The 14,713-nt window shown below is 35.9% G+C and carries 14 protein-coding genes; 11 read left to right on the forward strand and 3 right to left on the reverse strand.

The window, feature by feature from the left end; genetic code table 11:
• Window positions 1-149: 149 nt before the first annotated feature.
• Entirely contained in the window at window positions 150-2,738 is a 2,589-nt protein-coding gene (locus K350_RS29960; protein ID WP_051313497.1) for a putative LPS assembly protein LptD, read from the reverse strand.
• A 158-nt stretch (window positions 2,739-2,896) separates the two neighbouring features.
• Between K350_RS29960 and K350_RS0122340 the strand changes: the two genes are divergently transcribed.
• From K350_RS0122340 to K350_RS0122355, 4 genes are all read left to right on the forward strand, one after another.
• Complete coding sequence (locus tag K350_RS0122340) at window positions 2,897-3,679, forward strand: N-acetylmuramoyl-L-alanine amidase family protein (RefSeq protein WP_028981807.1); 783 nt, start codon at window positions 2,897-2,899, stop codon at window positions 3,677-3,679.
• Window positions 3,680-3,681: 2 nt separating this feature from the next.
• A complete protein-coding gene (locus tag K350_RS29965; RefSeq protein WP_037576618.1) occupies window positions 3,682-4,617 on the forward strand; it encodes an MlaD family protein in 936 nt (311 codons plus the stop codon).
• Window positions 4,618-4,895: 278 nt separating this feature from the next.
• On the forward strand, window positions 4,896-6,524 hold the full coding sequence (locus K350_RS0122350; protein WP_028981808.1) for an acyl-CoA carboxylase subunit beta: 1,629 nt from the start codon (window positions 4,896-4,898) through the stop codon (window positions 6,522-6,524).
• 75 nt (window positions 6,525-6,599) lie between these two features.
• Entirely contained in the window at window positions 6,600-7,451 is an 852-nt protein-coding gene (locus K350_RS0122355; protein WP_028981809.1) for a transglutaminase-like domain-containing protein, read from the forward strand.
• Between the two features lie 11 nt (window positions 7,452-7,462).
• On the opposite strand, the gene K350_RS0122360 is transcribed toward K350_RS0122355, so the two are convergent.
• Both K350_RS0122360 and K350_RS29970 read right to left on the reverse strand, forming a co-directional pair.
• Window positions 7,463-8,059 carry a thioredoxin family protein gene (locus K350_RS0122360; RefSeq protein WP_028981810.1) on the reverse strand — a complete coding sequence of 199 codons (597 nt, stop codon included), beginning with the start codon at window positions 8,057-8,059 and terminating at the stop codon, window positions 7,463-7,465.
• A gap of 26 nt (window positions 8,060-8,085) precedes the next feature.
• The gene (locus tag K350_RS29970; RefSeq protein ID WP_051313499.1) at window positions 8,086-8,715 is read right to left on the reverse strand and encodes a 4'-phosphopantetheinyl transferase family protein; all 630 of its coding nucleotides are present in this window, start codon (window positions 8,713-8,715) and stop codon (window positions 8,086-8,088) included.
• A 78-nt stretch (window positions 8,716-8,793) separates the two neighbouring features.
• Here K350_RS29970 and K350_RS0122370 point away from each other — a divergent pair, with 78 nt between their 5' ends.
• The 7 genes from K350_RS0122370 to K350_RS0122405 all read left to right on the forward strand — a co-directional run bounded on the left by K350_RS0122370 (window position 8,794) and on the right by K350_RS0122405 (window position 14,676).
• Complete coding sequence (locus K350_RS0122370; protein WP_028981811.1) at window positions 8,794-9,702, forward strand: WD40 repeat domain-containing protein; 909 nt, start codon at window positions 8,794-8,796, stop codon at window positions 9,700-9,702.
• Between the two features lie 56 nt (window positions 9,703-9,758).
• Window positions 9,759-10,472 carry a DivIVA domain-containing protein gene (locus K350_RS0122375; protein ID WP_028981812.1) on the forward strand — a complete coding sequence of 238 codons (714 nt, stop codon included), beginning with the start codon at window positions 9,759-9,761 and terminating at the stop codon, window positions 10,470-10,472.
• Window positions 10,472-10,837, forward strand: a complete 366-nt coding sequence (gene folB, locus K350_RS0122380; RefSeq protein WP_028981813.1) for a dihydroneopterin aldolase — start codon at window positions 10,472-10,474, stop codon at window positions 10,835-10,837. The genes K350_RS0122375 and folB overlap by 1 nt, the downstream gene beginning before the upstream one ends.
• Complete coding sequence (locus tag K350_RS0122385) at window positions 10,830-11,690, forward strand: ChaN family lipoprotein (RefSeq protein WP_028981814.1); 861 nt, start codon at window positions 10,830-10,832, stop codon at window positions 11,688-11,690. Before folB ends, K350_RS0122385 begins: the two co-directional genes overlap by 8 nt.
• A gap of 41 nt (window positions 11,691-11,731) precedes the next feature.
• Window positions 11,732-12,253, forward strand: coding sequence for a DUF7935 family protein (locus K350_RS0122390; RefSeq protein WP_028981815.1), 522 nt, complete (start codon window positions 11,732-11,734; stop codon window positions 12,251-12,253).
• A gap of 424 nt (window positions 12,254-12,677) precedes the next feature.
• Entirely contained in the window at window positions 12,678-13,526 is an 849-nt protein-coding gene (locus K350_RS0122400; RefSeq protein WP_037576623.1) for a prephenate dehydratase, read from the forward strand.
• Complete coding sequence (locus tag K350_RS0122405; RefSeq protein WP_037576626.1) at window positions 13,498-14,676, forward strand: pyridoxal phosphate-dependent aminotransferase; 1,179 nt, start codon at window positions 13,498-13,500, stop codon at window positions 14,674-14,676. The genes K350_RS0122400 and K350_RS0122405 overlap by 29 nt, the downstream gene beginning before the upstream one ends.
• The last annotated feature ends 37 nt before the right edge of the window (window positions 14,677-14,713 follow it).

Consider the following 14,713-nt stretch of genomic DNA (forward strand, 5'->3'; position numbering starts at 1 on the left):
TTAGAAATTTTATGTTATTATTTGTCAGGTTATTTTCTTATCTCTAGGTATAAACCTCAAAGGAAATATTTAATTCCCTTTGAGGTTTTAAGTTGTTGAGATACAGATTTATATTACCAGGACTTACAAATTGTAAGTATATTTTCTGATTAGCGTGGAGCTGTTCTGAGTGAGTTGTCGTACCAGTCACGTTTTCTGTTCAACTTCAGATCCTGAAGAACAGATGCTTTAACATTTATATCAAAACTATAGGATTGTCTGTATCCAAATGGAATCCAGTTGAAACGCATCTCCCAGCAATGCAAGTCACGGTAGACATTAATCTGGGTATAGGTAATAGCTTCATTCGTTACATCATATCCGGAGTTGAAACCGATTTTCCACTTTTCGGAAATTCTCAAGTCTCCATTGAATGAAAGTGTCTGGATGATGCTGCTCTCATTAAAGCCAACTTTTGAGTAACTCAGGTTATAACTTACATACATGCTCCATGGAATGTTAAAGTCCACGTACATTTCCGGGTTAGCATTGATTACATCAAGCTCGGCCTGAGTCGCCTTCGGGTCTTTGTAATTTTTCTTTTTAGCTACGGGATTTAGATTGGTGCTAAGCATTAAAGAGTACAACAGAGCTCTTTCACGAAAGCCACGACTAGTCCCAAATTCATCTACTCTCCTTTGATAAACAGTAGTTCCGATTATACTATCCAATTGATAAACATAAGGATCATAAGTGTAATTAAAGTTTATGTCCAGTCTGTTAAACAATTTTGTCCTTGCAGAAAAGTTAATCAAACTGAAATTTAAAGAATCTGCTGTGAAGTCATAACTACCATTCATTGATACGTTTTCCAGAATCGGTACTTTTTTAGTAGGGTTAACGCTGTCGTTTTTTGTTTTTACTTTTGCTTCTAATGTGTTATTTAAGCTGAAAGATAAAAGATTGGATTCTCCTCTGCCGGGAGCCCCGTAAAGAAATCCATTGTATCTTGAAAGTCTTTGATCTGTAACTGTTCCATTGGTAGAAGTTCTTCCACTTATCGATTGATAGGAAGGTCCGCCGAACAGATTCGAAAAATCAGGTCGATAGGTGTAGTTCAAAGTTGGAATCAAAGTATGACGGACACCCATCAGTCTACCTTTTTTAAAATAAACAGATCCGAAAACTCTGGTAGTTAAATCCGTACTGAAATTGAAATCATATGCATTTGAAAATCCTTTAAGAGTATCATAAGTTATGACTTGGTTACCAAAGGTTCGGTAATTCAGTCTGTTAAAATACATGTACTCATTAAAGTTCAAGGATGGGTTAAGGTTGAAATATTTCAAAGCCTTAATAGTGGTGGCGACACTTGCCGAATGTCTCAACCCGCTTCTGGCATATGGAGGGGAGAATATCCTGCCCAAATTGTTAAAATTTAACTTTAAGGTATCCAGGTTTTCTCCTTCTGGAGATATGCCTCTCGGTACACCACTTACGTTCCTGGCCTGGATTGAACCTACCGAACTATAAGAGATGTTGATCTTTTCATACCAGCTGTTTCCATCTCCGATTTTTTTCTTGAATGGATAAATCCTGTTCATGTTAAGGGCGAAATCAGGAAAGGTAAAATCGTATACTCCTGTATTATTATTCTGAGTAGATCTTGCAGCGAGTGATAAATTGAATGGTGTGCCTCCAAAGAATTTCGAATAGGAAATACTTGAGGTCATAGTATTTGTTAAATACGCTGCCGGGTTGTAAGCGTTATTTCTGTTAAAAGTAGTACTGGCAAAATTAACCCCTGCAGAAAGTTTACTGTTCTTCTTAGAAACAGTCTGATGGTTCCAGACTATTTTATAATCATCAACAAAGTAAAATTCTTTGGCTCCCTCTGCTAGGCCAAAATTTGGATTGGTGCTTTTTCTGTGATTGAATGCTAAATCCACATTTCCCCGGAATTTGTACCTGCTTATATAGTCTGTCTGAGATTGTAATCCATAGCTTCCTAAAGTATAAATCTCTCCGATCAGTCTTGAGCCGATATAGTCATTTACTGCAAAATAATAACCCCCATTTCTCAGGAAAAATCCTCTGTCGCGGGACTCTCCATACATTGGAAAAATCAACCCGGATTTGTTCTTTTTAGGTACGGGAAATATTCCAAGAATAAAGCCCAGTGGGGTAGGGACGTCCGCAACGTAAAGGTTAAACGGTCCTGTTACAATTTTGTCCTGTGGGATTACCTTTAATTTATTAGCCCTGATATGGAAATGCGGATGAGCCAGATTACAGGTTGTATAGTTAGCGCTGTTTATAAATAATGCTTCGTCTGTCCTTTTTACTTTTTCACCATGAATATATCCTTCTCCCTGCTGAGTGATAATGCCCGAAATTACTCCTTTGCGGGTTTTGAAGTTGTATTTGATGATATCTGCAGAATATTTATCATCCTTTTCTTTAAACAGCGGGACGCCTTTTACCTTTCCAGTAGAATCGGGAACACCCACTGCGGTCAGTGTTGAGGTTGCCCAGTTTATTTCAATTTGCTCGGCTTCCAGAGTAATATCTCCGTAATTGATTTTTGCATCACCATATAAATATGCGGTTTGAGTCACTACGTCAAGACGTATGGAATCTCTTGCAGAATATTTAATAGTAGTTTCAATGTCGCCTTTGTGTTTCACATTAAGCGAATCAGAAGTGCCTGTAGTATCCTTTACTGCAGCGGCTTCCGTGCTTTCTGCCGGAGCCAGCACCTCGGTAGAATCTGACTGAGAAAAAGCAGCTCTGCTAGAAAGCAGGAAGATCGTCAGAAAAAATACCCCTAAATTTTGTACTAGTTTTTTCAGAATTTATTAAAAATTTACAATTTTTGTGTGCAAAGTTATCGTAATAACTTTTAAAATCGAATATTTTGAACAATATTGTATTGACCATTCTCCTCTCAGCAATTATTGTGCTAACTTCCTTCAGTCCTGTTGAGGTCAAACAATACAAGCTTAAGACAGTTGTAATTGATGCAGGTCACGGAGGCAAAGATCCCGGTTGTCATGGAAAGAACTCCCACGAGTCGGCAATCACTCTCGCTACTGCACTTGAACTTGGCAGAATCATCAAAGAGAATCTCCCGGGCGTAAAGGTAATCTATACCAGAACAAAAAACGAATTTGTTGAGCTTCACGACCGCGCCGGTATTGCAAACCGGAACAATGCAGATTTGTTTATTTCTATTCATTGTAACTCTGGCCCTAAGCATGTGTTTGGTACTGAGACATATACAATGGGATTACACACCTCTGAAGATAATCTGGAAGTGGCCAAAAGAGAAAATTCTGTAATATTGAAAGAGACAAATTATAAGAAAAATTATCAGGGATTTGACCCAAGCTCTCCTCAGGCACATATCCTGTTTTCAGTATACCAGAATGCTTTTATCGAAAATAGTCTTAGATTTGCACAGAAGGTGGAAAAACAATTTTCTTCAAGAATTGGAAGAACTAGCAGAGGAGTAAAGCAGGCAGGATTGGTAGTGTTATGGAAAAGTGCAATGCCCAGCGCATTGATAGAAATTGGTTTCTTAACAAACCCTGCTGAAGAAAAATATTTGAAAAACAAAACAAGCCAGGTTTATATAGCTTCAGGAATTTATAGAGCCTTGAAAGAATATAAAACCGAACTTGAATCAATGAATAAATAAAAGTGAAAATATCTAAAGAAGTAAAGGTAGGACTCCTGGCCTTGGTTGCTGGTGTGATACTATATATCGGATTTAATTTTTTAAAAGGAGTTGACTTTTTTTCTCCTACAAAAAAATACTACATCGTTTATAATCAGATTGACGGACTTACAGTTTCGAATCCCGTTACTCTGAATGGTATGACGATTGGCCGTGTAGACGGACTTAAAATGGTAACTTCCCAAAACAATAAAATTGTTGTTCAGATTCAGGTAGATGAACACATAGTTTTAGGAGATTCAACAAGTGCTTTCATTTCCAACACCGATTTGTTGGGAGGTAAATCTATCGATCTTAAACTTGGTAGGAATAGCAGAACTTTTGAAAATGGAGATACGCTTAAAGGTAACATTGAGAAAAATATTACCGAAATGCTCAGTGAAAAAGCAATTCCAATTCTCACAAATCTTGATTCAACAGTAGTAAATCTTAACAAGATTTTTGGTGATGAACTTGGAATGAGCGTAAAAACAACCCTACACAACTTTGAGCTTGCTTCAGGAGACTTGAAATTACTTATAGGAGAAAACAGAAAGAACCTTTATGTAATGACATCAAATCTTTCGGCAATGACATCCTCTTTGGCACAAACAGAGAAGGAATTAAAGCCATTGATTGCTAAAATGAATCATTTTGCCGATTCTCTGAATGATCTTGAGTTGAAAGCGACAGTTGCAAATGCTAATAAAGCAATGGCCAATCTTAGTTCTATTACAAATAAAATTAACACAGGACAAGGCAGCATTGGTGCTCTCGTGAATGATAAAGCATTTATTGACAACCTTAATAATGCTGTAAAAAATATGGATAAGCTGGTTACAGACCTTAGAAATAATCCAAAGCATTACTTCTCTCCTCTTGGCCAGAAACCTAAAAAGGGATATGTAGCTCCTGAATAGTCATAAGAAATTATTTGAAAAGAAATTAAGAATCCCGCATCTGCGGGATTTTTTGTTTTAAATTACTAGTCTTAAAAGAGAACAAAATTTTTTATACTAAGTAAATATTCAATAAAGTATCCTAAGGACAACTTGGACTTTGAAAAGTCAGATAAAAATTTTTATTCAGCATTTTCAATTTTAAAATAAGATGTATGACTTATTTAAAATACTGGTAAGTTCACACAGTTTATCCTAAGTAGTAATTTTCAGATTATTTCATTTTAACCCTAAAGGTCATGAATATTGAGTTCAACAAAAATGAAGATGTTTTCAAACAACTTTCCTTTCAGTTAAAAACAAGATTGCAAAAAGTAAAACTAGGCGGAGGTGAGAAGAAGATAGATGAGCAGCATGAGAAGGGTAAGCTAACAGCAAGGGAAAGAATTGAAAAATTAATAGATAAGGATTCTCAGTTCCTTGAAATAGCAGCCTTGGCGGGTGACGGCATGTATTCAGAAGTGGGGGGATGTCCGTCTGCTGGTGTGGTGACTGGGATGGGGTATATTCACGGGCGCATTTGTATGATTGTTGCCAATGATGCCACTGTGAAAGCCGGAGCCTGGTTTCCGATCACAGCAAAGAAAAATCTCCGTGCCCAGGAAATAGCAATGGAGAATAAATTACCTATAATATATCTGGTAGACAGTGCAGGTGTTTTTCTGCCAATGCAAGATGAGGTCTTTCCGGATAAAGAACACTTTGGTCGGATATTCAGAAACAATGCCATCATGTCTTCATCTGGAATAGTGCAGATTTCAGCCATTATGGGAAGCTGTGTTGCTGGTGGAGCATATCTTCCAATTATGTCAGACGAGGCTTTGATTGTTGAAAACACAGGCTCCATTTATCTTGCCGGACCTTATCTGGTAAAAGCAGCTATTGGTGAAACTGTAGATAATGAAACGCTCGGAGGTGCATCTACACATTCTGAAATTTCAGGAGTAACAGACTATAAGTGTGCTAATGATGAGGAATGTCTTGAAAAGATTAGAAGTATCATTAGTAAAATCGGGCATCCGGACAAGGCAGGATTTGATAGGGTAGAACCAAAGGTGCCAGCAAAGAACCCTGATGAAATCTATGGAGTTTTACCTGCAGATAGGGTAAAGCCTTATGATATGCGGGAAATAATTGAACGCCTCGTTGATAATTCAGAATTTGAAGAATACAAAGAATTGTATGGTAAAACTATTTTGTGCGGTCTAGCCAGAATAGATGGCTGGTCAGTGGGAATTGTTGCCAATCAGCGCAAAATGGTTAAGAGTAAAAAGGACGAGATGCAGATGGGAGGGGTGATATATTCAGATTCTGCTGATAAAGCCGCTCGTTTTATAATGAATTGTAATCAAAAGAAAATTCCTTTATTGTTTATTCAGGACGTTACAGGATTTATGGTCGGTAGCAGATCTGAGCATGGTGGGATTATAAAAGATGGAGCTAAAATGGTTAACGCAGTGGCTAATTCAGTAGTGCCAAAGTTTACTCTGATCATTGGGAATTCTTTTGGAGCAGGAAACTATGCAATGTGTGGGAAGGCTTATGATCCAAGACTGATTTTTGCCTGGCCAACCGCACAATTAGGAGTAATGAGTGGAGCTTCAGCCGGCAAAACACTTCTTCAGATAAAAGTTTCCTCTATGAAAGCTAAAGGGCAAACCATCACTCAGGAAGAGGAGAAGAAAATCCTTGACGAAATAATGGCCCAATACAATGAAAAGCTTTCTCCTTATTATGCAGCTTCTCGCATATGGGTTGATGGAATAATTGATCCTAAAGAAACCAGAACATCAATTTCCATGGGTATCGAAGCGGCCAACAACGCTCCAATTGAAAAAAAGTTCAACCCCGGAATCCTTCAAACATGATGTTTTCAGGTTTACTGTATATCTTTATAGTTTTAAAATTGGTTTATATATAGGTAGAAGGTAGTTAGTATAGTAATGGACAATAAGAAAATCAAAGCTTTAATTTCACTTTTGGATGATGAAGATACAGAGGTGCTTTTGCATGTAGAAAAGGAAATTCTTGCCTTGGGTGAAGGAATTATCCCATTTTTAGAGAATGAATGGGAGAATAATTTTAACCCCATTGTTCAGAAAAGAATAGAAGAGCTGATCCATACTGTCCATTATGATTTGTTGAAAGTGAGATTAGCTGCATGGAAGGACGGTGGTGGAAAGGACCTTCTTGAAGGAATGTGGATTATTGCTACTTACCAGTATCCTGATCTTGAAATGGGTAAATTAAAGTCTGAGCTAGATCAAATATACTTTGAAGCCTGGACAAATATGAAAAATGAAATTCATCCGTTTGACCAGGTCAAAATTTTAAATAATGTAATTTTCAGTCAATATAGATTTTCAGCAAATACTAAAAACTTTCACTCTCCCTCTAATTCAATGATTAACATTGTTTTAGAAAGCAAAAAGGGAAATCCGATTACGCTTTGTGTTATCTATCTGCTGATTGCTCAAAAACTGAATATGCCAGTATATGGTGTAAATCTTCCTAATTTATTCATACTTACATATAAATCGGAATCCGTTCAGTTCTACATTAATGCATTTAACAAGGGATTGATTTTTTCTAAAGCTGATATTGACAACTATTTGTCTCACCTTAACATTAACCCATTGGATATTTTTTACCAGCCATGTTCTAATCTGGATATTGTGAGAAGGATGCTGAGAAATTTATCAGTTTCCTTTGAAAAACTTGGCGATGCGGTGAAGGTGGAAGAAATTAAACAGTTATTAGATTCAATTTCAGATGGAAGAGAAATAATTGACTAGGTTTTAATTATTTATCTTTTAACAATACAGCCTATAGCTCTTTTTTCAGAAACCTTGAGTGTATTATCCTGAACCAATGCAAGTAAAGCATCTCTCAGATAATGATAATGAACATCTTTTGGTACCTGAGGATTGTCATCAATTGCTCCTTTATAAAAAAGCACGAAAGACTTATTGATGTTCTTTAATACAAATACTTCAGGTGTTTTTGTGGCTCCGAAGGCATTTGATATTTCAAAGTTTTTATCTGGTAAATATGGGAAATTGTAAGCCATTTCCTTTGCCCTGTTAGTCATCTCATTTACTCCATCAGATGGGCAGGCTGCAGGATTGTTAGGGTTTATCAATATGAATTTAACTTTGTTGATTTCAAATTCACTTGCTAATCGAATGATCCTTTCTTCATATAATTTAGAATAAGGACAATCCTGACTTGTGAAAACAATGACTATGCCTTTGTCTTCTGAATACTCAGCCAAACTGATCTTATTCTGACTTGTTACATTACTTGCTGTAAAGTTTTTTACCTTGTCTCCAACATTGTAACCTGTCTGAGCAAATAGATTTAAGGCAAAAAAAGAAAAGAAAATAGTCCCGATAATTTTCATCTTTTTCCCGGATTAGTGCTACTAATTTAATAATTAAAAGCTAAAATGTAATTTCCAAATCTTGAAATTTTCATTGGAATTGTTTTAAGTACACTATCTTCACTTTTAATCTCACAAAAACAATGTGTGTCGTTATTTGAAAAGTCAAAAGGTTTAATTCGGATTGACTCTTTAAAATTCAGCTTGAGTTCCGAAAACATTTTGTATACAGCTTCCTTCACGCACCAATACGCAGACAAAACATGTAGGTTATCCCCAGCTTCGGCTAATTCAGTTTCGCTCAGAAATTTATCTTTGACTCGTATAATTTTTTCTGAAGAAAGTTCAATATCTATACCAACTTTTCCGGATTTATTTAAAATCGCGCAGCACATCGACTTCGAATGGCTTAAAGAAACCTCCGCAGTTGAGGGTACTAAAACAGGTTTTCCAAGTTCATCTTTTTGAATATCATGAAATTCAATCCCGCTAAAAGAGCATAATTTTTCTAAAAGTATTCTTGAAGCAAGCCACTCTTTTTTTCTTTTTTCACTCCAAGTGTCCTCACATTTCTTTTCTGGCCTATACATTTGGAGGAGTTCATCAAGATTTTCTTCAATTTCCCAGATTCCCCAGCAGGAATTATCATCAATAGAATTAATAGAAACTAAGGGCATCAGGAAGTTGAATTTTTTATATGTGTAAAATCGTTTATTTAATTGCTAAATTTAGACAAAATTCCAAAACTACGCTCCATGACAAAAATTGAGGTAGAAAAGATAGCTTCCTTAACTGGTCATAAAGACTGCATTTACACAATTGAAAAGGGGGAATCCGATCAGGTGATTTATTCTGCAGGCGGAGATGGTATGGTTGTTAAGTGGGACCTCAATCAACCTGACCTTGGTAAGTTGGTTGCGAAGGTGGAAAACTCTGTTTACGCTTTGAGATTTCATCAGGGACGACTCCTTGTAGGTCATAATTTTAATGGTATTCACCTCATAAATCCTGGTTTAAATAAAGAGGAATTATCTGCTTCAGTAAGCAGTTCTCAGATTTTTGATGTGAAATCTACTGGAAAGAATATCTATTTAGCTTGCGGTGATGGTACTTTGGTTGTTTTGGATGCCGAAGATTTGTCCACAATTGCCAAGATTAAAGTTTCTGATAAAAGCCTGAGAGCAATTGCCATAAATGAAGCAGATAATTTGCTCGTAATAGGATCCAGTAATTTTACAATCAGTGTTTTTGATCTCCAATCGCTACAATTAACTGATCAGCAAAATGCCCATGAAAATTCTGTTTTTACATTGGCGTTTTCTCCTGATGGGATATATTTGCTAAGTGGAGGAAGGGATGCAAAATTAAAAGTGTGGGCAATAAGGCAAAAAAAACTTGAGATTGTAGAAACAATAGCTGCTCACTTGTTTGCGATAAACAATATTGCATTTAGGGAAGATGGAAAATATTTTGCTACTTGCAGCATGGATAAGTCAGTGAAAGTATGGGATGCCGGAACTTTTTCCCTCATAAAAGTTATTGATAAATCCAGACATGCAGGTCATGGTACTTCAGTGAATAAAGTCCTTTGGTCTTCTTCAGATACCATTGTCTCCTGCAGCGATGACAGATCAATTTCTGTCTGGAAGGTGAAAAATTTATAAATACCCTGACGAAAGATAGAAGGGCTGAACAGTTTAGTTTTAAATTAGTATCGAAAATGAAAATAACCCCAATTGAAATCAGGCAGAAAGAATTTGAGAAAGCTTTCAGAGGGTATGAAAAGGAAGAGGTAGATGCTTTTTTGCTTTCTCTGTCTCAGGAATGGGAGCGCCTGCTCGAAGAAAATAAAGAACTGAAGAGAAGATTGGACACTTCTGAAAAGGAAGTTTCCAGATTACGAGAGGTTGAGCATTCTTTATTCCGCACGCTTAAGACTGCCGAAGATACAGGGGCTCATATGATAGATGCAGCTAATAAATCAGCTGAACTACATTTGAGAGAAGCTCAGATGAAAGCTGAGGCTTTGCTGAATGATGCTAGTTTTAAAGCTAAGTCAATTTTGGAAGATGCTGAAGAGAAGGCCAAAGATATAATGGACTCACTTCAGGATGAGGTAAAAGCGGTAGAAAGAGAATATAATTATATTGCTGATCAGAGAGACAATCTGCATTCAGAATTAAAAAGTCTGGTCAATGATACTAATGAAAAGGTTTCAAGAGCTATTGCTAAGTCTGGTTCTCAGGAACGTATTGATGCAAAGCTAAAGGAATTCAGAAGAAGCTTAGGTTTTGAGAAAAAGAAGGATCAGGTACCTCTTCCTGAAATTAAACCTATAGAAAACCCTGTTAAAAAAACAGAAGCCCCGAAATCTGCTAATAATACATCAGAGCCGGGCAAAAAAAGTGACGGTTCATTTTTTGATTCACTCTGATGAAGGAAGAAATTGAGGTAGCATTGGAAGGATTGGAGTTCTATGCTTATCATGGATTGTATGAGGAAGAGACCAGAACAGGTAATCGTTTTATCGTTGATCTGAAGGTTATTTACCCTAAAACCAATCCTCTGAGTGATAATATTTCTGAAGTAGTAGATTATGTAAAGCTTTTTCAGATTGTAAAACTCGAAATGGAGATTCCGAGCAAGCTACTCGAAGTAGTAGCTCAGAAAATCGTAGATGCCATTTTTAATTTATATCCTACTATTACCTCTGCAGAAGCAGCAGTATCCAAAATGAATCCTCCACTTGGAAGTCTTTGCAATAAGTCAAAGGTAACTATCAGAAGAGTCAATGAATAGGTTAGTTTTTTATATACTGCTTACACTATTTCCATTAAATATTTTTGCTCAGGATGCTTATACTTTGTTTGATAAACAGGGTAAAAAGATTTCCTATGAAAAATTTCTTAATGGATTGGAAGATGCGGATATTATTTTATTTGGTGAAATTCACGATAATACACTTTGTCACTGGCTTGAACTTCAGATTTTAAAGAATTTGGAAGCCAATAAAAAGGGGCAAGTCATTGTGGGAGGGGAGTTTTTTGAAGCAGATGACCAGATTATCATTGATGAATATTTGAAAGGTTATTTTTCTCTAAGCAATTTTAAAGATGAGGCAAAAACCTGGAATAATTTTGAACAGGCTTACCTTCCGATCATTCAGTTTTCCAAAGAGAAAAGCCTTCCGTTTATAGCGACCAATATCCCAAGAAGGTATGCTTCAATTGTAGCTAAAAAGGGAGTAGATTCACTTAAAATCCTACAAAATGAAGTTTTTAAGTGGATTGTTCCTTTGCCATTTGAAATAGATAAAAAACTGCCCGGATACAAACAGTTTGCAGAATCATCAGCTCAGGGGCATGGGTTTAGTCTTCCTTTTATGGTTGAAGCTCAAGCGATAAAAGATGCCACAATGGCACATTTTATTAACCTCAACAGAACGGATAAAATATTTTTTCATATCAACGGAAGCTACCATTCCGACGGGTATGAGGGAATTTATTGGTATCTGAAAAGGAAAAATTCTACTTTAAAAATAGTTACGATAAGTTCAAAAGAGCAGAAAAAACTGTCAGTGTTGGATAAAGAGCATTTAAATATTGCGGATTATATTATTTGTTTTCCGGAAGACATGACCAGAACTAAATAAATCAGATATTAGGTTAAGTATTGATAATTAAAGTAAATAATATGCAAGAGTTTGTAGATCTTTTAAAAATTTTATTGCCAGCCGGAGTTGTTTTATATGGTATGTATTTGACTGTTAAAGCATTTTTGAATAAAGAGTTTGAAAAGAAACTTGTTGATATAAAAATCAAGAACACGGAAACTGTTCTTCCTATCAGACTTCAGGCATATGAAAGAATGGCATTATTCCTTGAAAGAATCTCTCCAGCCAATCTGGTTGTGAGGGTTAATGATGCTTCATTTAGCTCTGTGGCTTTTCATCAGCAACTATTGCACGAAATTCGTGAAGAATTCAGCCATAATCTCTCTCAACAGGTATATATGAGTGATCAGGCCTGGGAAAATGTAAAGAAAGCCATGGATGATATTATTTCAACAATTAACATGGCAGCAGATAAAACCAATCCTCAGTCGAGAAGTATTGAGCTTGCTAAAAATATTTTTGAGCTGCTATCTACCAGAAGTGAAGATCCTGTAAATAATGCTCTTAAGTTCCTAAAGAATGAAATCAGACAATCTTTTTAATAAGAAATGGAGATATTGAAGTTTACTTTTTATAGGTGTTAATGTATTTACACCTATAAAATTTAAACAAGTAAACTTCAATAATCTATGGACTTTCTAAGAGACCTCTTAAACTCTCAAACTGCCGGAGATTCATTTTTTTCTTATGCCTCATTTTATATTTTTTTATTGATTTTTGTTCCGGTTACATTCATTCTAATAGTTTTCATCGACTATTTCATTTCAAAGGTTTTAAAAAAATAGCTTATATCTTAGACGAAAATTTTGCTTTCTTTATAAGAACAAATTAAATTTGAAAGTATGGTCCGAGGTTTAATGTTATTTGCATTTTACTATTTCTATCAGTCCTAATAGGAGGGATCAGAATTGCTATTGTTGATGGTCCCGTTAGGGACTTTTTTTTTATATATGGTTTAAACAGAGTATGGTAAAAGTTGCAATACAAGGTGGCAGAGCATCATTTCATGAGATAGCGGCTCGAAATTATTTTAAAGATGATGTGGAGATGATAGAATGTGCCTCTTTCCCTATCTTATGTGAGACTTTAAAAAAGGAAGAAGTTGATTATGCGGTAATGGCAATTGAAAACTCAATTGCAGGAAGCATTCTGCCCAATTATGCTCTATTGCAGAAATTTGATTTTTTAATAATCGGGGAGATTTATCTAAGGATAGAACAAAATCTGATGGCCTTGCCTGGCACTACCATTGATAAAGTTGAAAAGGCCAGATCTCATTATATGGCATTGCTTCAATGCCAGGACTTTCTTCAGAAATACCCTCATATTAAACTGGAAGAATATCATGATACCGCTGATAGTGCTCGAGATATCAGATTAAATGGGGAGAAGAATGTTGCTGCTATTGCCGGAAGGTACGCTGCAGAACTGTATAATCTGGATATTCTGGCGGAAAGCATTGAAACAGAGAAGAAGAATTATACAAGATTTTTGATTCTTTCCAGAGATAAAAGATTTAAAACTGAAAATAAGAATAAAGCAACCATTAGCTTTCATCTTCCGAATAGGGTAGGAGCTTTGGCAGATGTACTAAGGGTCATAGTTGAAAATAATATTAACCTAACCAAAATTCAATCTCTGCCTATTATTGGGAGACCAAATGAATACACATTTTATGTAGACTGTGAATTCTTCAATTATGAAGATTTCAAAAAGTCAATCGAAATAAAAAACATTGTAGAAAATCTCAGGATACTGGGAGAGTATAGAAAAGGAGAAACTATTCATGATTATACCAAAAGCAGACAGGCTTAATCTTGTAAAAGAATATTATTTCGTAAGGAAATTAGAAGAAATCGCCAAACTCAATAAAGAGGGCAAAAATGTAATCAATTTTGGAATCGGCAGTCCTGATCTTGCACCTTCGAGGGAAACTGTTCAGGCAATAGTTGCCACTGCAGAAAGGGATAATACACATGGATATCAGCCTTACAGAGGGATTCCCGAATTCAGACAAAAAATTGTGGAATGGTATAAAAAGACTTACAAAGTAGATCTTAATCCAAATGATGAAGTATTGCCATTGCTTGGCTCCAAAGAAGGGATTTTGCATCTTACAATGGCATTTTTAAATCCTGGAGAAGAAGTATTGGTGCCAAACCCGGGCTATCCTGGTTATTCATCCCTAACAATGCTTTCAGGAGGTACAATTCGTTATTATGATCTTAAGGAAGAGAATAACTGGTTTCCAGATTTTGATGCATTAAAAAAGGCTAACCTATCCAAAGTTAAAATTATGTGGGTGAATTATCCCCATATGCCAACCGGGACGGTAGCTAATAAGGATATGCTGAAAAAGCTTATCGACTTTGCAAAAGAGAAGAAGATTCTGATCTGTTATGATAATCCATATAGTCTTGTACTGAATAAAGAAGAACCATTCAGTATTTTGCAGATAGAAGGAGCAAAGGAAGTAGCAGTAGAACTTAATTCTTTCAGTAAATCTCATAATATGGCTGGTTGGAGAGTTGGAATGATGTTGGGGAAAAAGGAATATCTAGATGCTGCTTTAGCAATTAAAAGTAATATCGACTCAGGTATGTTTCTTGGTATTCAGCAAGCTGCTATGAAAGCTTTGGATAATGATGCAGCTTGGCATGCAAGAAGAAATGACGTTTACAGAGAAAGAAGAGACTGGGTTTATAAAATTCTGGATTTGCTCAATTTCGAATACAGCAAAGATCAGGTAGGTTTATTTATCTGGGCAAAACCAAAAGATCCTATAGCTATTCCTGATATTGCAGCATTTGTGGATCAGATTCTGTATTCTTCTTATGTATTCTTTACACCTGGAGAAATATTCGGTTCTAATGGAAAGAACTTCTTGAGACTATCTTTATGCGTGCCAGCTGAAAGAATGAAAGAAGCTTATGAAAGATTGGAAAAAGTAATGACAAAAGCTTAGAGTTTATAAATCGCCCAAAAAGAAAGCGGCTCCCTTT

The sequence above is a fragment of the Sporocytophaga myxococcoides DSM 11118 genome (genome assembly GCF_000426725.1).
In the GTDB taxonomy this organism is placed as follows: Bacteria; Bacteroidota; Bacteroidia; order Cytophagales; family Cytophagaceae; genus Sporocytophaga; species Sporocytophaga myxococcoides.

Excerpts from the sequence above, each read along its gene's own strand:
- K350_RS0122350 (WP_028981808.1), top strand. The coding sequence starts at position 4,896 with ATGAATATTGAGTTCAACAAAAATGAAGATGTTTTCAAACAACTTTCC.
- K350_RS0122355 (WP_028981809.1), top strand. The coding sequence starts at position 6,600 with ATGGACAATAAGAAAATCAAAGCTTTAATTTCACTTTTGGATGATGAA.
- K350_RS0122360 (WP_028981810.1), bottom strand. The coding sequence starts at position 8,059 with ATGAAAATTATCGGGACTATTTTCTTTTCTTTTTTTGCCTTAAATCTA.
- K350_RS29970 (WP_051313499.1), bottom strand. The coding sequence starts at position 8,715 with ATGCCCTTAGTTTCTATTAATTCTATTGATGATAATTCCTGCTGGGGA.
- K350_RS0122370 (WP_028981811.1), top strand. The coding sequence starts at position 8,794 with ATGACAAAAATTGAGGTAGAAAAGATAGCTTCCTTAACTGGTCATAAA.
- K350_RS0122375 (WP_028981812.1), top strand. The coding sequence starts at position 9,759 with ATGAAAATAACCCCAATTGAAATCAGGCAGAAAGAATTTGAGAAAGCT.
- folB (WP_028981813.1), top strand. The coding sequence starts at position 10,472 with ATGAAGGAAGAAATTGAGGTAGCATTGGAAGGATTGGAGTTCTATGCT.
- K350_RS0122385 (WP_028981814.1), top strand. The coding sequence starts at position 10,830 with ATGAATAGGTTAGTTTTTTATATACTGCTTACACTATTTCCATTAAAT.
- K350_RS0122390 (WP_028981815.1), top strand. The coding sequence starts at position 11,732 with ATGCAAGAGTTTGTAGATCTTTTAAAAATTTTATTGCCAGCCGGAGTT.
- K350_RS0122400 (WP_037576623.1), top strand. The coding sequence starts at position 12,678 with ATGGTAAAAGTTGCAATACAAGGTGGCAGAGCATCATTTCATGAGATA.
- K350_RS0122405 (WP_037576626.1), top strand. The coding sequence starts at position 13,498 with ATGATTATACCAAAAGCAGACAGGCTTAATCTTGTAAAAGAATATTAT.